We start from the raw sequence: 24,783 nt of genomic DNA on the forward strand, positions 1-24,783 counted from the left end.
GCCCCTTCATGCAAGACGGAGTCGGCTCGCCACGATGACGCGGCCTCAAACAGATCGACTGGTGATGAAGTTCGGCGGGACCTCGATGGGGGACCTCGAGCGGATTCGACGAGCCGCGCGGATCGTCGCGGCTGAGGTGCGGGCCGGGAAATCGGTCGCCGTGGTCGTTTCGGCCATGGCGGGCAAGACCAATGAACTGGTCGCCTGGACGGATGGTACGGGCAAGTCGACCGCCGCCAACGCCATGACGGACGACGAATATGATGTCGTCGTCGCCTCGGGCGAGCAGGTCACCTCGGGCCTGCTGGCGCTGACCCTGCGCAACATGGGCTTCAACGCCCGCTCATGGATGGGCTGGCAGATCCCGATCCTGACCGACGACGCCCATGGCCGCGCCCGGATCGAGGACGTGCCAGGCGATGTCCTGGGCGCCGCGGTCGATTCCGGGGAGATCGCCATCGTGCCCGGCTTCCAGGGCGTGACGCGCGGCGGACGGATCACGACACTGGGTCGGGGCGGCTCGGATACCTCGGCCGTGGCCGTGGCGGCGGCCCTGCAGTGCCCTTGCGACATCTACACCGACGTGGACGGGGTCTACACCACCGACCCGCGCATCGTGCCAAAGGCCCGCCGGCTGGAAAAGGTGTCCTACGAGGAGATGCTCGAGATGGCCTCGCTCGGGGCCAAGGTGCTCCAGACCCGGTCGGTCGAACTGGCCATGGCCAAACAGGTCCCTGTGCGGGTTCTGTCCAGCTTCATCGAACCGGATGCCGACGGTGTCCTGCCGGAATCGTCCGGCACATTGATCTGCGACGAGGATGAGATCGTGGAAAAACGTATCGTATCGGGTGTCACCATGAGTCGTGACGAGGCCCGGATCACCCTGCTGGGCCTGACCGACCGGGTGGATGCTCCCGCCGACGTCTTCACCCGCCTCGCCGAGGCCGGGGTCAATGTCGACATGATCGTCCAGTCCCAGGCCCGCACGCCGGGCTCGGTCAACCTGACCTTCACCACCGGCCGGCGCGATGCCGAACGGGCCGAGGCCCTGATGACCAGCGCCCAGGCCGAGGTCGGGTTCGAGGAAATCCGGGTCGATCAGGACGTGGCCAAGATCTCGGTCGTCGGGGTCGGCATGCGAAGCCATGCCGGCGTTGCCCAGACGATGTTCCGGGCCCTCGCCGACAAGGGGATCAAATTCCAAGCCATCTCCACATCCGAGATCAAGATCAGCGTTCTGATCGAGGATGCCTATGCCGAATTGGCCGTTCGGGCCCTGCATTCGGCATACGGGCTGGAAACAGTATAGGATTGTATCGGGCCGCTTTCGGAGCGGCCTGAACGGGAGGCTTCATGCCGATTGGCGGCGGATTGACGACGAGGGGGCCGCGCAACCTCCTGCGCCAGATCCGCGAGGCCATGGCCGGCGCGGCCCCGGCCCAGGTGCGTCTGGACCAGGTCGTGAAGATCATCGCCCAGTCGATGGTCGCCGAGGTCTGTTCGATCTATCTGCGCCGCGGATCGGGCGATCTGGAACTGTTCGCCACCGAGGGCCTGAACAGGGACGCCGTCCACAATACCCGGCTGAAGATCGGCGAGGGTCTGGTCGGCGAGGTCGCCCGGATGGCCCAGCCCATCAGCCTGTCGGACGCCCCGTCGCATCCCAGCTTCTCCTATCGTCCGGAAACGGGCGAAGACCCCTATCACGCCTTCCTCGGCGCGCCCCTGCTGCGCGGCGGCCGGGCGATCGGCGTTCTGGTCGTCCAGAACCGGGCCGAGCGCCGCTATGATCCCGACGAGGTCGAGGACATCCAGACCATTGCCATGGTCCTGGCCGAGACCGTGGCCAATGGCGAACTGCTGGCGCTCGAGGAGCTGCGTGACGTCGAGGTCGCGCCGCACCGGCCCGAACGCCACAAGGGCCAGAGATTCGCCGAGGGCCTGGCCTTCGGTCATGTCGTCCTGCACGAGGCCCCGCTGGCCCCGGAGAAGCTGCTGGCGGACAACACCCAGGTCGAGGAAATCCGGCTTCGGGAGGCGCTGATCGCCCTGAAGGCCGGAATCGATTCCATGCTGGACGGCAGCCACGGATCGATGGCCGGGGCGTCCTATGAGGTGCTGGAAACCTACCGGATGTTCGCCGACGACCGGGGCTGGAACCGCTCGCTGGAGGAGGCCGTGCGGGGTGGCCTGACGGCCGAAGCGGCGGTGGACCGGGTCCGCAACGAGCATCGCGCGCGCTTCGCCCAGGCCCGCGACCCCTATATCAAGGAACGGCTGCACGATTTCGAGGACCTGGCCAACCGGCTGCTGCGGGTTCTGGCGGGGGACAACCCCGGCCACCGCGACCTGCCCGACGATGCCATCCTTGTGGCCCGGAACCTGGGCCCGGCGGACCTGCTGGAGTATCCGCGGAACAAGCTCAAGGGCCTCCTGATCGAGGAGGGCTCGGCCGCCAGCCATGCGGCCATCGTGGCGAGGGCACTGCAGATCCCCTGCGTCGGGCGACTGCTGGGCCTGCGCGACCGGCTCAGCGAAGGCGATCTGGTCATCGTCGATGGCGAGACCGGCGAGGCCCATCTGCGGCCCCGGCCCGACATGCTCGAGTCCGTCCAGTCGCGGATGGCCGTGCGGGACCAGCGGCAGGCCGAGTTCGCCCGGCTGCGAGATGTGGCCGCCGTCACAGCCGACGGCACCCGGATCAGCCTGCTGACCAATGCCGGTCTCGCCGTCGATCTGGAGAACCTCAACGAGACGGGGGCCGAGGGCATCGGCCTGTTCCGCACCGAGTTCCAGTTCATGGTGTCCGAACAGCTCCCCCGGCTGGATACCCAGACGGCGCTTTACAAACTGGTCCTGGATGCTGCCGGCGACCGCCCCGTGACCTTCCGGACGCTCGACATCGGCGGGGACAAGGTCCTGCCCTATCTGGAGACCGAGCGGGAAGAGAACCCTGCGCTGGGCCGACGCGCGATCCGCCTGGGCCTCGATCGCCCGGCCCTGCTGCGATTGCAGTTGCGGGCCCTGCTGGCAGCGGGGGCCAATCGCGAACTGCGGGTGATGTTCCCGATGATCGCCACGGTGGACGAGTTCCGGGCCGCCCGTGAACTGGTGGACATCGAGTGCGAATGGGCCCGGCGTCGGGGACGGCCGCTGCCCGCCCTGCTGCGGGTCGGGGCGATGATCGAATGCCCCAGCCTGCTGTGGCACCTCGATGCGCTTCTGCCGCTGACCGATTTCGTGTCGGTCGGGTCCAACGATCTGTTCCAGTACATGTATGCGGCCGACCGGACGAACCCGCTGGTCTCGGACCGCTATGACCCCCTGTCGCCGCCCGCCCTGCGCGCCCTGCAGACGATCCAGCGGGTCTGCGCCGAGACCGGGACCCCGGTATCCGTCTGTGGGGAACTGGCCGGTCGGCCGCTGGAAGCCTTTGCCCTTCTGACGCTCGGCTTCACGCGGCTGTCGGCCCCGGCGGGAGGCGTCGGTCCGGTCAAGCGGATGATCCTGTCGGCAGACCTGACGGCGGCCAAGCGCGGCATGACCAATCTGCTGGGATCCTCCGCCGGTTCGATCCGCAACGAGATCGAAAGCCTGGCACGCAAGCTGAACGTCGCAATCTGAGCCCGGAGGCCCCGGCAACGTTGAACCGGGGCGCGACGCAGGGTATCGACGGACAGCTTCCCTCAGGTCCGCGTCATGACGTTCCCCCCCGGTCAGGCGACCGGCGCGCATCCGCCGGACAGCGATCCCGTGACGGTTTTCGAATCGGCCGAGTCGCTCGGCGACGGCTTTCGCGAGCTTCGCCAGAGCCAGGGGCGGTCGATCGCCGAACTGTCGTCCGTCACCCGCATCCACGCCAAGTATCTGAGGGCGATGGAGGAGAACGACTTCGCCCTCCTGCCCTCGCGTGTCTTCGCGATCGGCTATGCGAGAGGCTATGCCCTGGCCCTGGGGCTGGACGACCAGACTGCCGTCGAGCGGTTCAAGCGCGAGAGTCCGGACGGCACGGTGCCTTTGCAGGCGCCGACAGGCATCGCGTTCGAGGATGTCCGTCGGCACTCGCCGTTGCTGGTGGGCACGGTGGCCGTGATCATCGTGGCGGTCATCGGCTGGAACGTCTTCCAGCGCATCAGCCAGGCGCGCGCGCCCCAGCCGGTCACGATCGAGGCCCTGCCGGACAACTGGGTCGAGGGTGATCCGGAAAGCCGCGACATCGTGGTTCTGGGCACGCCACAGCCGCCGCCGCCCGACCAGACGACCCCCGGCCTTTACATCACGCCAGGGCTGGAAGCCGAACTGACAGGGGTCGACCCTGCCGACCCTGCCGCGATCGCCGCCGCCCTGGCAGCGGCCCCGCCGGTTCAGGCGGCCTTCAATCCGCGCGGTCCTGTGTTCGGAGCCACGGCTGCGACGTCCCAGGTGATCCTGCAGGCGCGCAAACCGGCCAGCCTGGTGGTGACACGCTCGGATGGACGTGTGCTGTTTGCCCGCCAGCTGGCGATGGGCGAGGCGTGGCGCGCACCGGCAGGCGTCTCGGCGACCGTGGACGTATCGGATGCGACCGCCTTCGATGTCTATCTGAATGGCGAGTACGGCGGTCCGCTGCCCGGCACGATCTCGCCTCTCGCCCCGCTCAACACGCGTGCCCAGGCCCTGGCGCGACAGAGTGCAGCGGCGATCGAGGCCGAACGTCAGGCCGCCGTCCAGGCCCGGGCAGCCGGTAGCCCGCCGCCGGTCGCGGCTCCCGCCACGGCTCCCTCCGCGCCTGCAGGGTCTCGGCCAACTGCCAATTGACGCGCGCCACGGCTCCGTCATGGTCTTGTCGAACGCACGGGCCTATATTGGCGAAGACATGAGCGACCATTCCCACATCCGTCCCTGGCGCCACATCGAGCGTCGCGTCAGCCGCAAGATCCGCGTCGGCTCGGTGGAGGTCGGCGGCGGTGCCCCCATCTCGGTCCAGTCGATGACCAATACGCCGACGACGGACGCCGCCGCGACCATCGACCAGATCCGTCAACTGGAGGAGGCCGGGGCCGACATCGTGCGCGTGTCCTGCCCCGACCCGGAATCGACCGCGGCCTTCCGCACCATTGCCCGCGAGGCCAAGGTGCCCCTCGTTGCCGACATCCATTTTCACTACAAGCGCGGGATCGAGGCTGCAGAGGCCGGTGCGGCCTGCCTGCGCATCAACCCGGGCAATATCGGCAATGCCTCGCGCGTCCGCGACGTGATTCAGGCCGCCAAGGACTATGGCTGTTCCATGCGGATCGGCGTCAACGCCGGCTCGCTGGAAAAGGAACTGCTGGAAAAGTACGGCGAGCCCTGCCCGGAGGCCATGGTCGAGAGCGCTCTCAGCCACGCCCGGATCCTGCAGGACCACGACTTCCACGAGTTCAAGATTTCGGTGAAGGCCTCAGACCCCTTCCTGACGGTCGCGGCCTATCAGCAATTGGCCGAAGCCATCGACTGCCCCCTGCATCTCGGCGTGACCGAGGCCGGACCCCTGCGCAGCGGCACGATCAAGTCCGCCATCGGCATGGGCAATATGCTGTGGGCCGGGATCGGCGACACGATCCGCGTCTCCCTCGCCGCCGACCCGGTCGAGGAGATCAAGGTCGGGTTCGACATCCTGAAATCGCTGGGCCTGCGGCACCGGGGCGTCAACATCATCGCCTGCCCGTCCTGCGCCCGTCAGGGGTTCAACGTCATCGAGACGGTTGGCATCCTTGAAGAGAAGCTGGCCCACATCTCGACCCCGATGTCGCTGTCGATCATCGGATGCGTGGTCAACGGTCCGGGCGAGGCCCTGTATACGGATGTGGGCTTCACGGGCGGCGGTGCCGGCTCCGGCATGGTCTATCTGAACGGCAAGATCGCACACAAACTGGCCAATACGGCCATGGTCGACGAGATCGTCGACATGGTGGAAGCCAAGGCTGCTGAGCTGAACGCCGCCCGCGACGCCCAGCTTCAGGCAGCGGAATGAAACTTTACATCACCATCCCTTCGCCGTTTGCCCGCAAATGCCGGATCGTCGCCCGCGAAAAGGGTCTGTCCGACCGGATCGAGGAGATCGTGGTCGATCCCTATGCCAATGCGCCGGAGCTTCTGGCGACCAATCCCGTGGTCCAGGTCCCGACCCTGATCGCGACCGATGGTCTGCCGATCACCGACAGTCCGGTGATCTGTGACTGGCTGGACGCCCACGGAAGCGGAACACCTCTGATGCCGCGCGATGGCGCAGAGCGTTGGCAGGTCAAGCGGATCGAGACCCTCGGCAATGCCGCCCTGGAAATGGGCGTGAAACTGGTGCTCGAAAAGCGGCGGCCCGAACAGGAACGCTCCCCGTCCTGGATCGCGCGCTGGACCGAGAACATGGGCCGCGCGCTGGACGCGCTCGAAGCCGCGGACCTGCGAGCCGATCCTCTGGACATGGGGGTCATCACGGCGGGTGTCGCGGTCAGCTGGATCGGTTTCCGGCATCCGGACTTCGACTGGAAGACAGGACGGCCGGGGCTGGTCGCGCTTCAGGCAGCACTTGAGCAACGCCCGAGCTTCATCGCGACGGCACCGACCTGACGGTTAGCCGATGACGCCCGCCAGCTGCAGGCCCTGAAACCCGGCCAGGAAGAGCAGAAGGCCGCCGACCCCATAGGTCAGGGCCCGGCGCGGAACCTTCTTGGTGATCAGTCCGGCAAAGGGGGCGGCGATCAGGCCACCGACCACCAGTCCGGCAACTGCCGTGAAATGGTTCTGGATGGCGTCGGCATCTTCCCAGTGCCCCGTGACCAAGGCCCAGACGAACGTCGCCGAGATGGCCACCGTGACGAGGAATTCCGCTGCATTGGCGGTTCCGATGGCGCGGCGCGGTTCAGATCCTGCCCCGACAAGGGTGGACGACACGGTCGGCCCCCATCCCCCGCCACCGATGGCGTCGAAGAAGCCGCCGACCACGCCCAGCGGCGCGACGATCCAGGCGGGGCGGATGCGCTTGGGCTCCACGTCATGGCCTGCCCGCCAAAGGATGTAGACACCCATGATGGCCAGGTAGGCGATGATGAAGGGCTTGATCATGCTGCCGTCGATGCCCGCCAGCACATAGGCCCCCAGGATGCCTCCGATCACGCCGGCGCTGGCCAGCGGGATGAACAGCCGCCATTCGACATTCTTGTGCCAGATGTGTGATCCTGCCGAAGCGGCAGTGGTGAAAACCTCGGCACCGTGGACGCTGGCCGAGGCGGTCGCAGGCGGAACGCCGAACGCCAGCAGGACCGACGATGAGATCACGCCATAGGCCATGCCCAGCGCACCGTCGATCGACTGGGCTACGACCCCGACCAGCAGGAACAGCAGAAAGGTTTCCATCGAGCCCCCTGTTCGAAAAACCATCCTTAGCCCGCCCCCCGGCTCCGGCGCAGCGCAAATAACTGCCGAGGTCCTTTAGCGTTGCTATGAAGGTTCGACGGGCGGCCGGGTGGCGCGGGCCACGGCATCGAGGACGTCTGCGGTGCCATACGGTTTGATGACGATGCCCTGGGCGAGCGCTGCGTGCTGTGCGGTTGCACTGACATCGCCAGACAGAAAGATGCTGGGTACCCCCCACCTGTCGCGCAGGGCTCTCGCCAGGTCTGCGCCCGTCCCGTCACCGGAGAGATTGATGTCCAGGAGGGCAAGATCGATCGTATGGAGCGCTGCGGACACTTCAGCCGCTTCTGCATTGTGGAAGGGCCCGATCACGCGATGGCCCGCATCGGCCAGGGCTTCGGTGAGTTCCAGCGCCATGGCGGGGTCATCCTCGACGACCATGAGGGTCAGGCTGCTACTCGCGTCGGTCACGAAGGTTCGCGCTTCCGTCCCGGGAGCCTGTCGCACAAGCACGGCCCGGAGGTCACGCCAGATGGCCTGGGCGGGCCGGTCTGTATCCAGATCGAAGATCCCGGCCATGGCGATCAGCTCGTCCTGGCCTTCTGCGGACAGCACAGCATCGCTTTCGCCCAGCCGCGCGTCATAGAGCGCGCAGAGCCGGGCCACGTTTTCGTCGTGGGGTTTGCGATCATCGAGTCCGGTATTCAAGGTCGCGTCGTACATGGTGCCCTCCTGTTCAACGTCCACTCAACCTAGGCGCTCTGGCGCATCCGCAAACCCGGCTGACGACCTTGTGACGGGTCGATCACGGGGACTGGCGCATCCGTGATCCCATCCACGCCCTGCATCGACACAGGCCGGGTCAAGGCGTAAGGCTCCCGGCCTTCCGATTTGTCCCCGTTCAGAGGTTTCCCGTCCGTGCGACTGCCCCAGGCCCGGCTCGATCAGGTGCTCGACCGCTTCCATCAGGTGGAGGCGCGGATGGGCGCGGCCTCGGACGGCCAGGAGATCGTGCGGCTTTCGAAGGAACATGCCGAGATGAAGCCGGTCGCCGATGCGGTGGCTGCGCTGGCGAAGGCACGGGTCGAGATCGAGGAGCTGGCGTCCATGACGTCGGACCCGGAGATGGCCGCGATGGTCGCCGACGAACTCGAGACCCTCAACGCCCGGCTTCCCGACATGGAGCGCGACGTCGCCCTGCTGCTGGCCCCGCGCGATGCCGACGAAAATGCCTCGGCCGTCCTGGAAGTCCGGGCCGGCACCGGCGGAGACGAGGCCGCGCTGTTCGCCGGCGACCTGTTCCGCATGTACAGCCGCTATGCCTCGACCCAGGGCTGGCGGGTCGAGCTGGACAGCGCCACCGAGGGCGATGCCGGCGGCTACAAGGAAATCATCGCCACGGTCACGGGCGAGGGCGTGTTCGGGCGGCTGAAGTTCGAAAGCGGCGTCCACAGGGTGCAGCGCGTCCCCTCCACCGAGGCCCAGGGCCGGATCCACACCTCGGCGGCCACGGTGGCTGTCCTGCCCGAGGTCGAGGATGTCGAGATCGAGATCCAGGACAAGGATATCCGCATCGACACCTTCCGGGCGTCCGGATCGGGTGGCCAGCACGTCAACAAGACGGACTCGGCCGTGCGGATCACCCACTTCCCGTCCGGCATCGTGGTCACGTCCTCGGAAAAATCCCAGCACGTCAACCGGGACAAGGCGATGAAGAACCTGCGGGTCCGACTGCATGACATGCAGCGTCAGGCCAAGGACAATGCCCGCTCGGACGCCCGCAAGTCGCAGGTCGGTTCAGGAGACCGCTCCGAACGGATCCGGACCTATAATTTCCCGCAGGGACGCGTGACCGATCACCGCATCGGACTGACGCTGCACAGCCTGCCGCAGATCCTGGAAGGCGACCTGGATCCGATGCTGAATGCCCTCATCGCCGAGGACCAGGCCGCGCGTCTGGCCGATCTGGAAGCGGAGTTCAGCTGATGGCGGGCCTGAAGGACAAGCGAGGCTTCATCGACAAGGACCGGCTGGACCTGTCCGAGCGTCAGGCTGTCGAATACTGGATGAAGCGCTGGGGTGTGACCCGGGACCAGATCACCGCCGCCCACCGCAAGGCCGGCCGCATGGTCAAGGACATCGCCGCCGAACTGGGCAAGAAGCGCTAGCTGCCGATCCGTCCCGACGCCTGGCCGGTGATCCGGCAGACATAGTCGTTCTGCGGTCGGCCGCTTTCGCCGCCGGTCGGCGACAGAATGCCGCCCCGCTCCCGACATGAGGCGACAAGGGCGTCGTATTCGGCAGAATAGCTGTTGACCGTTCCAGTGCTGGCGCAGGCTGCGAGCAGCGCCAGGGTCGAGATCAGAACCAGATTACGCATTGTAAGACTCCTCTGGGCGTCAGGATGCGCCGTATCGGCCGGCGTTTCCAGAGGGCGCGACGCAGGCGTCGCTTGCCGCCGGGCGTTGGTCCGCGTAATCGCACGCTGATGTTCGGCCTTGCCAATCCCGACCGCTTCATGCGCTTCACCCGACCTGTGACACCTGTCGCCTGGGTCGTTGCCGGCGTGTTGCTGGTGGTGGGCACCTGGCTGAGCTTCACCGCCCCCGGCGACTACCAGCAGGGCGATACGGTGCGGATCATGTTCGTCCATGTGCCCGCCGCCTCGCTGGGTCTGATGATCTATGGAGCGCTGGGCGTATCGAGCTTCTTTGCCCTGGTGTTCCGCCATCCGCTCGCCGATGCAGCGGCTCGGGCTGCGGCCCTTCCCGGGGCGGCCTATACGGCTCTGGCCCTTGTGACCGGCTCGCTGTGGGGCCAGCCGATGTGGGGAACCTGGTGGGTCTGGGATGCGCGCCTGACCAGTGTGCTGGTGCTGTTCCTGTTCTACCTCGGCTATATCGCGCTGCGCAGCGCGATAGACGATGAGGCCAAGGCTGCGCGGGCCGCCGCCGTCCTGGGTCTGGTCGGGCTGATCAACCTGCCGATCGTCAAATTTTCCGTCGACTGGTGGAATACCCTTCACCAGCCCGCCTCCTTGCTGCGCGCGGGCGGAACGTCGCTGGATCCGGTCTTCCTGTGGCCGCTGTTGACCATGATGGCCGCGTTTGGCGCGCTGTTCCTGGCCATCTGGCTGAGCGCGATCCGGACCGAGATCGTCCGGCGCCGGGTCATGAGCCTGCGGGCCCGTGCGGCCCAGAACGCCTAGGGACAAACGATGCTGGACCTCGACATGAGCCCTTACGGGGCCTTCGTCTGGCCCGCCTGGGCGATCACCGCCGTGGTCATGGCCGGGCTGGTGGCACGGGCCCTTGCGGCCTCGAAACGCTGGAAGGCCGAACTGAAACGCCTCGAGGCCGAGGCGGAAAAACCCGGCACAGGCCCCGACGCATGAACCGCTGGTTTGCGGTCGTGCCGCTGGTCGTTCTGGTCGCTCTGGCGGCCCTGTTCATTGGCTGGTCGCTGAAACGGGATCCGGCCTTCAAGCCCGACGCCCTCATCGGACAACCGATTCCGGCCACGGTCCTGCCCGTTCTCACAGATGCCGTCGCCGGACCGGCCACCGGGAGCCTGGCCTCTGTCGCTGCGTCGGCCGGCGGCCCGGTCGTGGTCAATATCTTCGCCAGCTGGTGCGCGCCCTGCCGGGTCGAACACCCCCGGCTGATGGCGCTGCAGGCCCAGGGCGTCACAGTCATCGGGGTCGCCTACAAGGATGAGCCCGAGGCCACGCGCGCCTTTCTGGATGAGCTGGGGGATCCCTTCACGACCGTTCTGGTCGACCGCGAGGGCCGCGCCGGACTGGACCTCGGCGTTTCGGGTGTGCCCGAGAGCTTCGTCATCGACGCCAATGGAATCGTTGTGGCCAAACATTCCGGCCCGCTGATCGAGGACGCCGACGTGGCCCGCCTGACCGCCGCACTCGCGGGGTCTTCAGGGCGTTAACCCTTTCTCGACGGGTTTCATTAACCCTGTCGGCATGAATGCGATTCGTCCCGATCTTCCCCTTCTGCCCGGCGTGCGACCCCAGCCGGGTGCCGCTCCGGATGTGCGGGCGGCCTTCTTCCGCGCGGCGCTGGATCAGGTTCAGGCCGTTGCGCCGCAGCCCCTGCCTGTCCCTGCGCGTGCCGCCGAGCCGACGAACCGGGCCTCGGCAGCCGCCTCGCTTGAAACACCGACGCGCGACATGCGACCCGGAAGCCTGCTCGACATCCTGATCTAGGGCGTCGCTGCGGCTGCCACCGCCTTCATCGACACGGACTTGTCGGCCAGGGCGACGGGATCGACGGGCGTCCCCCGGGCGATCAGCTGGCGCCCCATCATGAACTCGGGCCCGGCGTTGACGGCCTCGACGCTGACGATCGTGTCACCCTTCAGATGGAAGACGGCGAAGCTGCGATCCGCTGGACTGCCACGCAGGATGCGGCGCTCGGCCTCGAACGGCAGGCCGGCGATCTGCAGCTTGACGTCATACTGGTCGGACCAGAACCACGGCACCTCTGGGGCTGGGGCCGGACGGTCCGTGATCGCACAGGCGCACTGACGGGCCTGTTCCAGCGCATTGGGCACGCTTTCCAGCCGGTGCATGATCCCGCCATGGACGGGAATCGGATGGCGGGTCACGTCGCCGATGGCAAAGATCGCGGGATCGGATGTGCGGGCGAACCCGTCGACGAGGATGCCCCCAGAGTGTTCGCGATCGCAGGCCAGACCCGAGTCATGGGCCAGCTGGTCATCTGCGACGGCCCCGACGCCGACCAGCGTGACATCGGCCTCGACCAGAGACCCGTCAGACAGCCGGACACCGCCCGCCTCGAAGCCTGCGACCTCTGCAGACAGACGGATGCCGACGCCGTGGCCTTCATGCAGGGTGGTGAAGAAGGCGGACAGCTCCGGAGACGCGACGCGCGCCAGGACCCGGTCCATCCGCTCGATGACCACGACCTCGGCCCCGAGTGCGCGGGCGGAGGCGGCCGCCTCCAGTCCGACATAGCCGCCGCCGACCACGGCCAGCCGGCGCCCCGGGCCGAGCTGGCCTTTCAGCCGTTCGGCATCTTCCAGCGTCCGCAGTTCGATCAGGTCTGTCCGGTCCGCACCCGGGATCGGCAGCTTCCGGGCCCGCGACCCGGTGGCCAGAACCAGGACATCCCAGGTCTCGACGCCGCCGTCGGCAAAGGTCACCGTCCGCCCGGCTCGATCGATCGCCGTGGCAAGGCTGCCGGGCCGGAAGTCGATGGAATGTTCGGCATAGAAACTCAGCGGTCGCAGCAGCAGGCCATCGAGGTCCGCTTCACCCTTCAGCCAGGCCTTCGACAGCGGCGGCCTCTGATACGGCGCAGACGCCTCCGCTCCGGCCAGGACGATCTCGCCCGCAAACCCGTATTGCCGGAGCAGTGCCGCAGCCGTGCCGCCCGCATGTCCCGCACCGATGATCAGAACCTTGGCCATGCCGATCAGATAGAGGTTCATCGCCGGTCGAGAAAGCCGGTCAGGCGGCACATCCCGATTTAGCGCCCTGCGCCAAAGGCAGGCCTTGACCGTTCCATTGTTACAGCATAGTGGAACGCGCCATGACCGACTCCCTGTCGCCATCCTCGATCAACAAGGCCGCCGATGACCGGCTGGCCCTGTATGATGCGCTGCTGTGTCTGCAATCCCGCGAGGAGGTTGATGCCTTCATGGCGGATCTGTGCACGCCGTCGGAACTGCGTGCCTTTGCCGAGCGCTGGGCCGTGGCCCGGCTGCTCGATCAGCGGCTGCAGTCCTATCGCGAGATCGCCCAGGAGGCCGGAGCCAGCCCTACCACCGTCGTGCGCGTCGCGCGCTTCCTCAAGGACATGGACAACAACGGCTACCGCCTTGTCCTCGACCGCCAGAAACTGACCCAGACCCCGAAAGCCTGATCCAAAATGAGTACCGTACAGGGGCGGCTTCGTATCGCCGTCCAGAAATCCGGCCGCCTGGCCGACCGCAGCCTCGACCTCGTGCGGGACGCAGGCTTGCGCGTCATCAAGGGCAACAATGACCTGCTGTATCGGGTCGAGAACTATCCGATCGACCTGCTGCGCGTCCGTGATGACGACATCCCGACCTTCGTCGCCGATGGCGTCTGCGACCTCGGGATCGTCGGCGAGAATGTGCTGGAGGAAGGCCGCAACGGCGGGGCCAATGCCGAGGTGGTCATGCCGCTGGGCTTCGGCCGCTGCACGCTGAAGCTCGCCGTCCCGCCAACGCTGGACTATGCCGGGCCGATGTCGCTGAACGGCAAGCGGATCGCGACGTCGTATCCCAGGATCCTGCAGCGCTATCTGGATGCCGAGGGCGTCAAGGCCGATATCGTCGTGATGCGCGGTGCCGTCGAGGTCGCCCCGCGTCTCAAGCTCGCCTCCGCCATCTGCGACCTGGTGTCGACCGGGGCGACGCTGGAGGCCAACGGCCTTGATGCGCGTGAGACGGTGTTCGAGAGCCAGGCCGTCCTGATCCGCTCGCCGTCCGGGCCCGAGCCGGCCCTGGCAAATCTGCTGGAATCGATCGTGGAGCGCATGAGCGGCGTCGTGTCCTCGCAGGGGGCCAAATATGTGATGCTGAATGCGCCGCGCAGCGCGCTGGATGCGATCACTGCCATCCTTCCGGGCGCCGGCGCTCCCACGGTCATGCCGCTGATGGGGCGTGATGACGCTGTGGCGGTGCATGCCGTTTGCCAGGAGGCCGTGTTCTGGGAAACGCTCGAGAAGCTGAAGGCGGCCGGGGCCTCGGCGATCCTCGTCCTGCCAATCGAAAAGATGATGTGATGAAACGGATTGACTGGTCTTCCCTCGATGCCGCCGGGCAGCGCGCAGCCCTGGCACGCCCAAGCCGGCGCAGCGAGCAGGGGGTCACCGACGTGGTGCGCAGGATCTTCGACGACGTCCAGTCGCGGGGCGGGGCCGCGGTCACGGAGTGGTCGATCAAGCTGGACGGGGCCGCCCCGCGCCGGCTGGCCATCACGCCCGAGGTGGTTGCTTCAGCCCGCGACCAGTTGGCCCCGGCCGATACACGGGCGCTGCGCATCGCCGCCGAGAATGTCCGGGTCTTTCACCAGGCGACCCTGCCCGCAGATACGGCCCTGATCGAGACGACGCCGGGCGTGACCTCGAAACTGGTCTGGCGGCCGATCGGGGCCGCGGGCCTCTACGTTCCGGGCGGGTCGGCACCCCTGTTTTCCTCGCTGCTGATGCTGGCCATCCCGGCGGGCGTCGCAGGGGTCGAGACCCGTGTGGCCGTGACACCGCCGTCGCGATCGGGCGAACCCCACCCTGCGATGATCCTGGCCGCCGCCGAGGCCGGTCTGGAAGCCCTGTGGCTGCTGGGTGGAGCCCAGGCCATTGCCGCCATGACCTTCGGCGTGACCCTGGAGGACGGCGAGATCCCGGCGTGCGACAAGCTGTTCGGACCCGGCAACGCCTATGTCGCAGAGGCCAAACGCTATGCCTCGTCCCTGCCCGGTGGTCCCTCGCAGGACATGCCGGCGGGACCATCGGAGCTGCTGGTCATTGCCGACCGTGACGCCGATTTCGAGATCGCCGCTGCCGACCTGCTCAGCCAGGCCGAGCACGACGCCGACGCCCAGGTCATCCTCGTCTCCGACAGTGGCACCGCGATCACCGAGATCCTTGCCGAGGTGGAACGTCAGCTCGAGACCCTGCCCCGCGCCGAAATCGCCCGGGCTTCGCTGGCCGAAGCGCGCGCCATCCGGGTGCGGGACATGGCGGAGGCCTGCCGGGTGTCGAACCTCTACGGACCCGAGCACCTTGCTATCCAGACGGTCGATGCGGCGGATCTGGTGGCGTCCATCCGTGCGGCCGGGGCCGTCTTCGTCGGACGCAATGCCGCTGAGACCCTCGGCGACTATGCAGCGGGGCCCAGCCATGTGCTGCCGACCGACGGCGGGGCGCGGACCCTGGGCGGGATCACCACCGCCAGCTTCATGACCTCGATGTCGGTCCAGACCGTGTCCGACAAGGGAGCCGCGGCCCTGGCCCCCGTCGCCGCCCGACTGGCCCGGATGGAAGGGCTCGAGGCCCACGCCCGGGCCGCCGACCTGCGTGCGGAAGCCGTTCAATGACCCTGCCTGCCCCCTATCCTCCGCTCGTCTCCGGTGGCGAAGGCCTGGACCGGTATCCCTCGGATCCGGCCACCCTCTCCAGCCGCATGGCCGCCATCTATGCCGTCTCACCCGGGACCGTGTTGCCGGTCCGCGGCCTGACTCACGGGCTGGAGCTGGTCTGGCGACTCGTGGCGCGCGACGGCCTTTCGGTTCAGGCCCCGGACGCGGAACCCTATACCGGTCTGGCTGCCATCTATGCTCGCTCCGGCGCCAGGACCGAAGCCGGAGCCGTCGTCATCCGGGCCCTCGGCTCGCCCGAGGCCGTCGCCGAAATGGCCGCACGGGTCGCACCGGCCCTGCTGGTCGTGGACGAGGGACTGATCGAGTTCGCGGAAACCACCTCGGCCGCCACCGTCATCGATGACCATGCCAATCTGGTCGTGCTGCGCAGCCTGTCGCTGGCCTATGGGCTGGCCGGGGCCCGCGTCGGCGCAGCCATCGCGCAACCCGGCACGCTGGCGCGACTGGCCTCGGTGCTGGAGCCCTATGCCATCCCCGAGCCCGTCCTGCGGCTGGCGCAGCAGGCGCTGGACCCGTCCCGCATGATCGAGACCGCCGAACGGATCGCCATGGTCAGGACCGAGCGGGCACGGCTGGTCCGGGAATTGGAGCGGATCATGACGATCGAGGCCGGGGTCGGCCCCATCATCATGGCACGGCCATCCGACATGGCCGCAGCGCGAACGGCGCTCGGCACCTGGGGTCTGGCATCCGACGTGTCGGGTGACCGGCTGCGGCTGCCCGTGTCCATCCGGGCCGAGGTCAATGACCGGATGCTGGCCGCACTGGGAGCGGCGGCACCGCGGGCCAAGGCCCACCGCACCGGACAGGCCGTCCGCGACACCAAGGAGACCCGTATCGTCTGCGCCGTCGATCTGGATGCCGCAGGCCCGATCCGCATCGAGACCGGCGTCGGCTTCTTCGATCACATGCTGGAACAGGTCGCGGCCCACGGCGGCTTCAGCCTGCGCCTGCAGTGCGAGGGCGACTTGCACACCGATCCCCACCACACGATCGAGGACAGCGCCATCGCGCTTGGCCAGGCCCTGAAACAGGCGCTGGGCGAACGGCGGGGTATCGGTCGCTACGGCTTTGTCCTGCCCATGGACGAGGCCAATGCCACGGTGTCGATCGACCTGTCGGGCCGTCCCTATCCCGTGTTCGAGGGCCATTTCGACACCCCGTTCATCGGCGACTATCGCACCGACCTGACGGCGCATGTCTTCCGCTCGCTGGCCGAACACCTCGGGGCCGCGATCCACATTTCGGTGACCGGCGCCGACGACCACCACAAGACCGAGGCTGTCTACAAGGGCTTCGGCCGGGCCCTGCGCCAGGCCATCCGCGTCGAGGGCGATGTGGTGCCCAGCACCAAGGGCGTGCTGTGACCGTTGCCATCGTCCATCTGGGTGCGGGCAATACGGCCTCCGTCCAGTTCGCCCTGGAACGGCTGGGGGCCGAGGCCGTCATCACCGCCGATCCTGCGGTGATTGCCGATGCCGAGCGTCTGGTGCTGCCAGGCGTCGGCGCGGCAGGCTATGCCATGGCGCGCATGGCCGACCTCGGCCTGACCGACATCATCAAGGGTTTCGAACGCCCCCTGATCGGGCTTTGCCTCGGCCAGCAGCTTCTGTTCGAAACGTCGGAGGAGAACGGCGGGGCGACGATGCTGGGCTTCATCCCGGGCGAGGTCCGGCGTCTGGACGTCGGTCCGGACCGACCCGTGCCGCACATGGGCTGGACGAAGCTGGAAGGGCTCAAGGACGATCCGATCCTCGAAGGCGTGTCGCCGGGTGCCTATGCCTATTTCGTGCACAGCTTCGTCTGTCCGGACACGGACGCCACAATCGCCTGCGCCGACTACGGGACCGAGGTCCCCGCCATGGTGCGGACCGGCAACCGCTGGGGCTGCCAGTTCCATCCCGAACGCTCGGCCCGGGCCGGGGCGCGCATCCTGCAGAATTTTCTGAGCCTGAGCATATGATCCTTTACCCCGCCATCGACCTGCGTGCCGGCGTCTGTGTCCGACTGATGCACGGCCGTTTCGACCAGGTCACCGAATACGATACCGATCCGTCCGCGCGGCTTGCGGCCTTTGCCGGGGCCGGCGCAGCGTGGGTCCATATCGTCGATCTGGACGGGGCCGAGGCCGGGGGCGCGGTCCAGCACGGGCTGATCGGCGAACTGGCCCGGAACGGCGGTGTCCGCATCCAGTCCGGCGGCGGGGTCCGAGCCGTCGAGGATGTCGAGCGGCTGCTGGCCGCCGGGGTGACCCGGGTTGTCGTCGGATCGCTGGCCGTGACGAAGCCTGACCTCGTGGCCGACTGGCTGGCGCGGTTCGGGCCCGAGGCCCTGACCCTGGCGTTCGACGTTCGCGTGGGGGAAGACGGCGTGCCGACGCCTTCGCTCAAGGGCTGGACCGAAGCCGCCGGGCTCGACCTGTGGGCCGCGCTGGATCGATATCCGGCCGGATCGCTGCAGCACATCCTGGTCACCGATGTGGGCCGTGACGGGGCCCTGACCGGACCGAACCTGGACCTGCTTGCCGAGGTGAAGCAACGTCGCCCGGACCTGCAGCTGCAGGCCTCGGGCGGGGTGTCGTCGCTCGAGGATCTGGTGGCCCTGAAAGCCATGGGGGCCGACGGAGCCATTGTGGGCCGGGCGCTTTACGAAGGCCGGTTCACCCTGGAACAGGCCCTGCAGGCATGACCGCCCGCCGCATCATCCCCTGCCTGGACGTCAAGGACGGACGGGTCGTGAAGGGCGTGCGCTTCGAGGGCCACACAGACATGGGCGACGCCGCCGAACTGGCCGCGCGCTATCGCGACGAGGGTGCGGACGAGCTGGTCTTCTACGACATCACCGCCTCGCCCGAGGGCCGGACGCTGGACTATGGCTGGGTGCGATCGATCGCGCGGCTGCTGGACATCCCCTTCTGCGTGGCCGGCGGGATCCGGACGGTGGACCAGGCCGCCGCCTGTCTCGACAACGGGGCCGACAAGGTCTCGATCAACTCACCCGCGCTGGAGCGACCGGAACTGATCACCGAAATGGCTGACCGGTTAGGGAGTCAGTGTGTCGTCGTCGGGGTCGATTCCCGGCGCGAGGACGGGGAGTATGTCGTCCACAAATATACCGGAGATCCCAATGCCCGGCGGCTGGCCGGCCGGCGGACACTGGACTGGCTGGTCGAGGCACAGGCGCTCGGGGCCGGAGAGATCGTGCTGAATTGCATCGATCAGGACGGTGTCCGCGCGGGTTATGACACGGCCCAGCTGTCCGAGGCGCGGTCCCGGCTGACCATTCCTCTGATCGCTTCCGGCGGAGCCGGCGCGGTCTCCCATTTCCTCGACGTGTTCGACCGGGCCAATGTCTCGGGCGCGCTGGCCGCCAGCGTGTTCCACACCGGAGCCATCCGGATTCCGGACCTCAAGGCATCACTGGCCGCATCCGGCGTGGAGATGAGATCATGACCTCTCTCTCCACTCATCCCGGCGAAAGCCGGGACCCAGCGCCTTGGGCGCTCTTCAAGGTCGGGGCTCGCATTGCTGCCGATCCTGCGCAGGCTGATTCACACAAGGACTGGGTCCCGGCTTTCGCCGGGATGAGCGGATACTGACATGATCAATCCCGACACGCTCGATTTTGCCAAGGGCAACGGCCTGATCCCGGCCATCGTGCAGGACGCGGACACCCTTCAGGTGCTGACCCTGGCCTATATGGACCGCGCCGCGCTGGACGAGACCATTGCCAGCGGCGAGGCGACCTTCTTCTCGCGGTCCCGCGGCGGGCGCTGGCGCAAGGGCGAGACCTCGGGCAACCGGCTGACGGTCGTGTCGATCACGCCCGACTGCGACGGCGATGCGCTGGTGCTGGCCGTCCGGCCGATGGGACCGGCCTGCCATCTGGGGACCACCAGCTGTTTCGGCACCGAGACTTCGCCGGGCGTCGGGCGAATCGCGGCTCTGGAGCGGACCATTGCCGAACGCGCCGCCGCTGATCCAGAGACCAGCTGGACGGCCCGCCTGATGGCCCAGGGCCCCAAGCGAGCCGCGCAGAAGGTCGGCGAGGAGGGGGTCGAAACGGCGCTGGCCGGTGCCGCAGGTCCGGACGAGGAGGTGGCCTCGGAGGCCGCCGACCTCGTCTATCACTTGCTGGTCCTGCTGCGTTCGCGTCACATGGTGTTTCAGGACGTGCTGGATGTGTTGGCCCGGCGGGCGCAACCGGCCAAAGACACGGACGGTTCAGGGGCCATGCCCGACTAGACGGAAATAGGAGCAGCCATGACGGCTCTGGTGTTGTTCGGCGGTGGCGGTGACCTGGCCATGCGGATGCTCCTTCCGTCGCTGTATTTCCTCGACCACGACGGCCTGCTGCCCGAAGGACTCAAAATCATCGGCGCGGCCCGGTCCGAGGAGACTCCGGCCGAATACATCGCCCGCGTTCGCCAGTCGGTCGAGGCCAAGGCCCGCGCCGACAAGGCCTGGGACGAGACGGTCTGGGCCCGGATGGAGGCGCGGCTTGACTATATGGCCGTGGACGCAACCAGCGCCGAGAGCCTGAAGCCCTTGCGCGACAAGGTCGGACAGGGGTCGGTGACATCCTTCCTCGCGGTCTCGCCGTCCCTGTATGCCCGGATCGTCACGGCCATGCGCGCAGCCGGCCTGGCCGAGCCCGAAGACCGGGTCGTGCTGGAAAAACCGGTCGGTCGCGACCTCGAGAGTTTCCGCGCCATCGATGACGCCGTCGCCGACGCCTTCTCCGAGGCCCAGGTGTTCCGCATCGACCACTATCTGGGCAAGGAGACGGTCCAGAACCTTCTGGCCCTGCGGTTCGGCAACACCATCTTCGAGCCGCTGTGGAACAATCTGTCCATCGACCACGTACAGATCACGGTGGGTGAAACCGTCGGGGTCGGCGATCGCTGGCCCTACTACGATGAATATGGAGCCCTGCGAGACATGCTCCAGAACCACATGCTCCAGCTGCTGTGCCTTGTGGCCATGGAGCCGCCGTCGGACCTCGATGCCGACTCGGTCCGCAACGAAAAGGTCAAGGTGCTGCGCTCGCTGCGTCCCATCACGCACGAGGACGCCGAACGGGTGACGGTGCGTGGCCAGTATGAATCGGGGACCTCGGGCGGCAAGCCGGTACCCAGTTATGACGAGGAGCGCGGGCTGGATTCGGACACCGAGACCTTCGTCGCCATCCGCGCCGACATCGACAACTGGCGCTGGGCCGGCGTGCCGTTCTTCATGCGCACCGGAAAGCGTCTGGCGGAAAAGCGGACCGAGATCGTGATCCAGTTCAAGCCTGTGCCGCACTCGATCTTCGGCCACGATGACCGCGGCGACGTGCAGGCCAACCGCATGGTGATCGAGCTGCAGCCCGAGGAGGACATCAGCCTGTCGGTGATGAACAAGCGGCCGGGCCTCGACCAGCGGATGCAGCTGCAGCCGATCCAGATGTCCCTGTCCTGGGGCGTTGGCGGGAAGGACGCCCGGCCGCCACGCCGCCGCATCGCCTACGAGCGGTTGCTGCTGGACGCCATGGCGGGCGATTCGACGCTCTTCGTCCGCCGCGACGAGGCCGAGAAGGCGTGGGAATGGGTCGATCAGGTGTCCCAGGCCTGGGCCGATGCAGGGACCAAACCCCACGACTATGCGCCAGGGTCTTGGGGACCGGACGAAGCGGACATGCTGCTGGCCCGGACCGGGCGGGACTGGAACACGACCGATGCCTGAGATCGAGACCTTCGCCACGGTCGACGACTGGGCCGATGCCTGTGCGGACCGGCTGGCTTCCGACCTGGCCGGTGCCGTGTCCGCACGGGGCAAGGCCCTGTTCGCCGGTCCCGGAGGATCGACACCCGCACCCGTCTACGAGCGGCTGTCCCGGTCCGATCTCGACTGGTCCCGCATTGCCGTCACCCTGATCGACGAGCGCTATGTTCCGGAAACCTCACCGGACTCGAACGCCCGGCTGATCCGCGACGTCCTGTTGCAGGGCCCGGCGGCAGCGGCACAGTTCATTCCATTGTATCGCCCCGCCGTGACCGTCGACCGCGCCGCAGCCGAGGCCGCCGCGGACCTGTCATCCGCAGGCGGACGACTGGATACGGTCTTGCTGGGCATGGGCGAGGACGGCCACATCTGCTCGATGTTCCCGGGGAGTCCGACCCTGAAGACCCTGCTGACACCGGTCCTCAAGCCGACCGTCCTTGGCGTTCCGCCCGGGCGCGACGGGGCCGCTCCGACGATCGAGCGGCTGAGCATGAACCTGCCCTATCTGATGCAGGCCGGTCGCGTGATCCTGGCCCTGAAGGGGCGAACCAAGCGCGAGGTCTATGAGCGCGAGGCCGGGGGTGACCCCCGCATGCAGCCGATCGCCGCCCTGCTGGCCCACGCCGTTCCGCTAGACGTCCTCTGGACGGAGGCTAACTGATGCCGACCCTGAACCCCGCCGTTGCCGCCGTCACCGCCCGGATCATCGCGCGCAGCCGCGTCACACGTACCGACTATCTGCGCCGCATGGACCACGCTCGCGACAGCGGCGTGGCACGGGCCAAACTGTCCTGCGCCAACTGGGCCCATGCCTTTGCGGGCCAGACGATCGCCGACAAGCTGACCATGATGGGCGGGACCGTGCCCAATGTCGGCATCGTCACCGCCTATAACGACATGCTGTCGGCCCATCAGCCGTTCGAGCGCTTCCCCGAGATCATCCGCCAGGCCGCCCGGTCGCTGGGGGCCACGGCGCAAGTCGCCGGTGGCACACCCGCCATGTGCGACGGAGTTACCCAGGGCCGTCCGGGCATGGAGCTGTCGCTGTTCAGCCGCGACGTCATCGCCATGTCGACCGGCGTTGCGCTGACGCATGACGCCTTTGATGCTGCGGTCATGCTGGGAGTCTGCGACAAGATCGTGCCCGGCCTGTTCATGGGGGCCCTGGCGTTCGGGCATCTGCCGGTGATCTTCGCCCCCGCCGGTCCCATGCCCTCGGGTATTCCGAATGCGGAGAAGGCCCGCGTCCGGGCCGAGTATGCCCAGGGCAAGGTGGACCGCCAGACCCTGCTGGAGAGCGAGGTCGGCTCCTACCACTCGCCCGGCACCTGCACCTTTTATGGCACCGCCAACTCCAACCAGATGATGATGGAGCTGATGGGCCTGCACCTGCCCTCGACCGCGTTCGTCCATCCCGAGACCGGCCTGCGCGACGCCCTGACGGCCGCGACCGGCCACCGCGCCGTGGAACTGGCCGCCTCGGGGGAAAGCCGAATGGCCGATGTCATCGACGAGAAGTCGATCGTCAACGGCATCGTCGCCCTGCTGGCCACCGGCGGATCGACCAACCATGCCATCCATCTGGTGGCCATGGCGCGGGCCGCCGGCGTGCTGATCGACTGGACCGACATGGACGAACTGTCGGCCGTGACCCCGCTGCTGGCCCGGGTCTATCCGAACGGTTCGGCAGACGTGAATGCCTTTCAGGCCGCAGGCGGCGTCGCTTTCGTGGCCCGCGAACTGGCCCTCGGCGGCCACATCCATTCCGACGTCACGACGGTCATGGGCAAGGGGATCGATGCCTATTTCCGCGAACCCGCCATGATCGACGGCGAACTGGTCTGGCGCGACGGTGTCCGGGACAGTCTGGACACGGACATCCTGCGTCCCGCCTCTGACCCGTTCCAGAAGGATGGCGGACTGAGGCTGGTCAAGGGCAACCTGGGCCGGGCGGTCATCAAGGTGTCGGCGGTCAAGCCGGAGCACCGGGTCGTCGAAGCCCCCTGCGCCGTCTTCGAGACCCAGGAAGACGTCCAGGCCGCGTTCAAGGCCGGGCAGCTGGATCGCGACGTGGTCATCGTGCTGCGGTTCCAGGGGCCCAAGGCCAATGGCATGCCGGAGCTTCACTCCCTGTCCCCTCTGATGTCCGTCCTGCTGGATCGCGGCTTCAAGGTGGCGCTGGTCACAGACGGGCGGATGTCCGGCGCGTCCGGCAAGACGGCGGCGGCGATCCATGTCAGCCCGGAGGCTCTGGATGGCGGCCCGCTGGCCCATGTTCAGGATGGTGACATCGTGCGCGTGGATGCCGAGACCGGCCAGATGGAAGCCGTCGGGATCGACCTGGCCACACGGCCAAGGGCCCTTCGAACGCCGGCGCATGCCGCATCGGATTCCTGGGGCTATGGCCGCGAACTGTTTTCGCTTTTTCGAAAGGGGGTCACCTCCGCAGAAGAGGGCGCCTCCGTCTGCTTCTCCGGGGAGGGAGAATAAATGGGTATCACCTGGGACAAGACCCTGCTGGTCGGTGACGTCGGTGGCACCAATGCCCGCTTCGCCCTGGCGCACATGGTCGAGGGCAAGCCGGTTCTGGAGCATCACGACAGCTTTCCGGCGTCCCAGTATCCGACCTTCCTCGAAGGCGTGGCCGCCTTCATCGATGGCTGCGAGGTCAAGCCGACCGGCGGAGTCATTGCCGTGGCCGGGCCGGTCGAGGACGGGGCGATCGACCTGACCAACTCGCCCTGGGCCGTTTCGGAGACCGAACTCGCAACCCTGGGACTGAACCCCGTGCGTCTGATCAATGATTTCGAGGCCCTGGCCTGGGGCGCGCCCGTCGTGCCGGCCGACAGTCTCGAACATCTCGGAGGACCGGCTGAAGGCGATCCCCATGCCACGATCGCCGTTTTGGGACCGGGCACCGGTTTCGGGGTCTCGGCCCTGGTGCGCAATTCCCGGGGCGACGAAATCGCCATGCCGTCCGAAGGCGGCCACGCCTGTTTCCCGCCGGGCGACCCGATCGAGGACGAGATCCTGCGGATCCTGCGGCGTCGTTATGACCGGGTGTCGATCGAGCGGCTGATCTGTGGTCCCGGGCTTCTGAACATGCACCGGGCACTGGCCGAGATCGACGGACGCGAGACCCATATCGACGACCCGGCCGAGATCACGACCACCGCCATGGCCGATCCAAACAGTCCCTGCGGTGCGACCCTGGCCCGGTTCTGCGCCATCCTGGGCGCCGTGGCCGGGGACATTGCCCTGACCACCGGCGCAAGAGGCGGTGTCTATATCGCGGGGGGCATCGCGCCGCGGATCCTGCCGTTTCTGAAGGCCAGCCCCTTCCGTCAACGGTTCGAGCGCAAGGGTCGCTTCAAGGACTATATGGCCGAGATCCCGACACAGGTGATCACGCACAAGCACGCAGCGCTCCTGGGCGCGGCGCGTGTGGCCTTCGCCGTCTCAACTTGAGCGAGCCGGAAAAATGTT

General features: G+C 67.5%; 28 protein-coding genes. 24 read left to right on the forward strand and 4 right to left on the reverse strand.

The window, feature by feature from the left end:
* Positions 1 to 34 precede the first annotated feature (34 nt).
* The 5 genes from GGR13_RS02565 to GGR13_RS02585 all read left to right on the forward strand — a co-directional run bounded on the left by GGR13_RS02565 (position 35) and on the right by GGR13_RS02585 (position 6,585).
* Entirely contained in the window at positions 35 to 1,309 is a 1,275-nt protein-coding gene (locus GGR13_RS02565) for an aspartate kinase (RefSeq protein WP_183211884.1), read from the forward strand.
* Positions 1,310 to 1,353: 44 nt separating this feature from the next.
* The gene (gene ptsP, locus GGR13_RS02570) at positions 1,354 to 3,624 is read left to right on the forward strand and encodes a phosphoenolpyruvate--protein phosphotransferase (RefSeq protein ID WP_183211885.1); all 2,271 of its coding nucleotides are present in this window, start codon (positions 1,354 to 1,356) and stop codon (positions 3,622 to 3,624) included.
* A gap of 75 nt (positions 3,625 to 3,699) precedes the next feature.
* A complete protein-coding gene (locus GGR13_RS02575; protein WP_183211886.1) occupies positions 3,700 to 4,797 on the forward strand; it encodes a helix-turn-helix domain-containing protein in 1,098 nt (365 codons plus the stop codon).
* Between the two features lie 58 nt (positions 4,798 to 4,855).
* Positions 4,856 to 5,992, forward strand: a complete 1,137-nt coding sequence (ispG, locus tag GGR13_RS02580; protein ID WP_183211887.1) for a flavodoxin-dependent (E)-4-hydroxy-3-methylbut-2-enyl-diphosphate synthase — start codon at positions 4,856 to 4,858, stop codon at positions 5,990 to 5,992.
* The gene (locus tag GGR13_RS02585) at positions 5,989 to 6,585 is read left to right on the forward strand and encodes a glutathione S-transferase family protein (protein WP_183211888.1); all 597 of its coding nucleotides are present in this window, start codon (positions 5,989 to 5,991) and stop codon (positions 6,583 to 6,585) included. Before ispG ends, GGR13_RS02585 begins: the two co-directional genes overlap by 4 nt.
* Positions 6,586 to 6,588: 3 nt before the next feature.
* On the opposite strand, the gene GGR13_RS02590 is transcribed toward GGR13_RS02585, so the two are convergent.
* The gene (locus GGR13_RS02590) at positions 6,589 to 7,371 is read right to left on the reverse strand and encodes a sulfite exporter TauE/SafE family protein (RefSeq protein ID WP_183211889.1); all 783 of its coding nucleotides are present in this window, start codon (positions 7,369 to 7,371) and stop codon (positions 6,589 to 6,591) included.
* An 84-nt stretch (positions 7,372 to 7,455) separates the two neighbouring features.
* Positions 7,456 to 8,094, reverse strand: coding sequence for a response regulator (locus GGR13_RS02595; RefSeq protein ID WP_183211890.1), 639 nt, complete (start codon positions 8,092 to 8,094; stop codon positions 7,456 to 7,458).
* 195 nt (positions 8,095 to 8,289) lie between these two features.
* Between GGR13_RS02595 and prfA the strand changes: the two genes are divergently transcribed.
* Together prfA and GGR13_RS02605 are read left to right on the forward strand one after the other, a co-directional pair.
* Entirely contained in the window at positions 8,290 to 9,357 is a 1,068-nt protein-coding gene (prfA, locus tag GGR13_RS02600; RefSeq protein ID WP_183211891.1) for a peptide chain release factor 1, read from the forward strand.
* Positions 9,357 to 9,539 (forward strand): DUF3606 domain-containing protein, encoded by a 183-nt coding sequence (locus GGR13_RS02605; protein ID WP_013269402.1) that lies wholly within the window; start codon positions 9,357 to 9,359, stop codon positions 9,537 to 9,539. The genes prfA and GGR13_RS02605 overlap by 1 nt, the downstream gene beginning before the upstream one ends.
* On the opposite strand, the gene GGR13_RS02610 is transcribed toward GGR13_RS02605, so the two are convergent.
* The gene (locus GGR13_RS02610; RefSeq protein ID WP_183211892.1) at positions 9,536 to 9,751 is read right to left on the reverse strand and encodes a hypothetical protein; all 216 of its coding nucleotides are present in this window, start codon (positions 9,749 to 9,751) and stop codon (positions 9,536 to 9,538) included. The genes GGR13_RS02605 and GGR13_RS02610 overlap by 4 nt on opposite strands.
* A gap of 108 nt (positions 9,752 to 9,859) precedes the next feature.
* On the opposite strand from GGR13_RS02610, the gene GGR13_RS02615 reads away from it, so the two are divergent.
* From GGR13_RS02615 to GGR13_RS02630, 4 genes are read left to right on the forward strand one after another with little or no spacing between them, the layout of a single operon-like run.
* Entirely contained in the window at positions 9,860 to 10,579 is a 720-nt protein-coding gene (locus GGR13_RS02615) for a heme ABC transporter permease (RefSeq protein WP_183211893.1), read from the forward strand.
* Between the two features lie 9 nt (positions 10,580 to 10,588).
* Positions 10,589 to 10,765 carry a heme exporter protein CcmD gene (gene ccmD, locus GGR13_RS02620; protein ID WP_183211894.1) on the forward strand — a complete coding sequence of 59 codons (177 nt, stop codon included), beginning with the start codon at positions 10,589 to 10,591 and terminating at the stop codon, positions 10,763 to 10,765.
* Positions 10,762 to 11,313 (forward strand): DsbE family thiol:disulfide interchange protein, encoded by a 552-nt coding sequence (locus GGR13_RS02625; RefSeq protein ID WP_183211895.1) that lies wholly within the window; start codon positions 10,762 to 10,764, stop codon positions 11,311 to 11,313. The genes ccmD and GGR13_RS02625 overlap by 4 nt, the downstream gene beginning before the upstream one ends.
* Before the next feature lie 34 nt (positions 11,314 to 11,347).
* Positions 11,348 to 11,590 (forward strand): hypothetical protein, encoded by a 243-nt coding sequence (locus tag GGR13_RS02630; RefSeq protein ID WP_183211896.1) that lies wholly within the window; start codon positions 11,348 to 11,350, stop codon positions 11,588 to 11,590.
* Here the strand turns inward: GGR13_RS02630 and GGR13_RS02635 are convergent.
* Positions 11,587 to 12,837 carry an NAD(P)/FAD-dependent oxidoreductase gene (locus tag GGR13_RS02635; RefSeq protein WP_246347639.1) on the reverse strand — a complete coding sequence of 417 codons (1,251 nt, stop codon included), beginning with the start codon at positions 12,835 to 12,837 and terminating at the stop codon, positions 11,587 to 11,589. The genes GGR13_RS02630 and GGR13_RS02635 overlap by 4 nt on opposite strands.
* A gap of 101 nt (positions 12,838 to 12,938) precedes the next feature.
* Here GGR13_RS02635 and GGR13_RS02640 point away from each other — a divergent pair, with 101 nt between their 5' ends.
* Genes GGR13_RS02640 through glk form a run of 13 tightly spaced genes read left to right on the forward strand, consistent with a single transcriptional unit; the run spans position 12,939 to position 24,765 of the window.
* Positions 12,939 to 13,271, forward strand: a complete 333-nt coding sequence (locus tag GGR13_RS02640; RefSeq protein WP_183211897.1) for a YerC/YecD family TrpR-related protein — start codon at positions 12,939 to 12,941, stop codon at positions 13,269 to 13,271.
* Between the two features lie 6 nt (positions 13,272 to 13,277).
* Positions 13,278 to 14,159, forward strand: coding sequence for an ATP phosphoribosyltransferase (hisG, locus tag GGR13_RS02645; protein ID WP_183211898.1), 882 nt, complete (start codon positions 13,278 to 13,280; stop codon positions 14,157 to 14,159).
* Positions 14,159 to 15,472 carry a histidinol dehydrogenase gene (gene hisD / locus GGR13_RS02650; RefSeq protein ID WP_183211899.1) on the forward strand — a complete coding sequence of 438 codons (1,314 nt, stop codon included), beginning with the start codon at positions 14,159 to 14,161 and terminating at the stop codon, positions 15,470 to 15,472. The genes hisG and hisD overlap by 1 nt, the downstream gene beginning before the upstream one ends.
* A complete protein-coding gene (gene hisB / locus GGR13_RS02655) occupies positions 15,469 to 16,902 on the forward strand; it encodes an imidazoleglycerol-phosphate dehydratase HisB (protein WP_183211900.1) in 1,434 nt (477 codons plus the stop codon). Before hisD ends, hisB begins: the two co-directional genes overlap by 4 nt.
* Positions 16,899 to 17,498, forward strand: a complete 600-nt coding sequence (hisH, locus tag GGR13_RS02660) for an imidazole glycerol phosphate synthase subunit HisH (RefSeq protein ID WP_183211901.1) — start codon at positions 16,899 to 16,901, stop codon at positions 17,496 to 17,498. The genes hisB and hisH overlap by 4 nt, the downstream gene beginning before the upstream one ends.
* Positions 17,495 to 18,223 carry a 1-(5-phosphoribosyl)-5-[(5-phosphoribosylamino)methylideneamino]imidazole-4-carboxamide isomerase gene (hisA, locus tag GGR13_RS02665; protein ID WP_183211902.1) on the forward strand — a complete coding sequence of 243 codons (729 nt, stop codon included), beginning with the start codon at positions 17,495 to 17,497 and terminating at the stop codon, positions 18,221 to 18,223. Before hisH ends, hisA begins: the two co-directional genes overlap by 4 nt.
* Positions 18,220 to 18,987 (forward strand): imidazole glycerol phosphate synthase subunit HisF, encoded by a 768-nt coding sequence (gene hisF, locus GGR13_RS02670; protein WP_183211903.1) that lies wholly within the window; start codon positions 18,220 to 18,222, stop codon positions 18,985 to 18,987. Before hisA ends, hisF begins: the two co-directional genes overlap by 4 nt.
* Positions 18,984 to 19,133 carry a hypothetical protein gene (locus GGR13_RS02675; protein WP_183211904.1) on the forward strand — a complete coding sequence of 50 codons (150 nt, stop codon included), beginning with the start codon at positions 18,984 to 18,986 and terminating at the stop codon, positions 19,131 to 19,133. The genes hisF and GGR13_RS02675 overlap by 4 nt, the downstream gene beginning before the upstream one ends.
* Position 19,134: 1 nt before the next feature.
* Complete coding sequence (gene hisIE / locus GGR13_RS02680; RefSeq protein ID WP_183211905.1) at positions 19,135 to 19,779, forward strand: bifunctional phosphoribosyl-AMP cyclohydrolase/phosphoribosyl-ATP diphosphatase HisIE; 645 nt, start codon at positions 19,135 to 19,137, stop codon at positions 19,777 to 19,779.
* 18 nt (positions 19,780 to 19,797) lie between these two features.
* Positions 19,798 to 21,258, forward strand: coding sequence for a glucose-6-phosphate dehydrogenase (zwf, locus tag GGR13_RS02685; protein WP_183211906.1), 1,461 nt, complete (start codon positions 19,798 to 19,800; stop codon positions 21,256 to 21,258).
* Complete coding sequence (gene pgl / locus GGR13_RS02690; RefSeq protein WP_183211907.1) at positions 21,251 to 21,958, forward strand: 6-phosphogluconolactonase; 708 nt, start codon at positions 21,251 to 21,253, stop codon at positions 21,956 to 21,958. The genes zwf and pgl overlap by 8 nt, the downstream gene beginning before the upstream one ends.
* Positions 21,958 to 23,787, forward strand: a complete 1,830-nt coding sequence (edd, locus tag GGR13_RS02695; protein WP_183211908.1) for a phosphogluconate dehydratase — start codon at positions 21,958 to 21,960, stop codon at positions 23,785 to 23,787. The genes pgl and edd overlap by 1 nt, the downstream gene beginning before the upstream one ends.
* Positions 23,788 to 24,765 (forward strand): glucokinase, encoded by a 978-nt coding sequence (gene glk / locus GGR13_RS02700; protein WP_183211909.1) that lies wholly within the window; start codon positions 23,788 to 23,790, stop codon positions 24,763 to 24,765.
* The last annotated feature ends 18 nt before the right edge of the window (positions 24,766 to 24,783 follow it).

Origin of the sequence: Brevundimonas variabilis (assembly GCF_014199945.1) — a bacterium.
Taxonomy (GTDB): Bacteria; Pseudomonadota; Alphaproteobacteria; order Caulobacterales; family Caulobacteraceae; genus Brevundimonas; species Brevundimonas variabilis.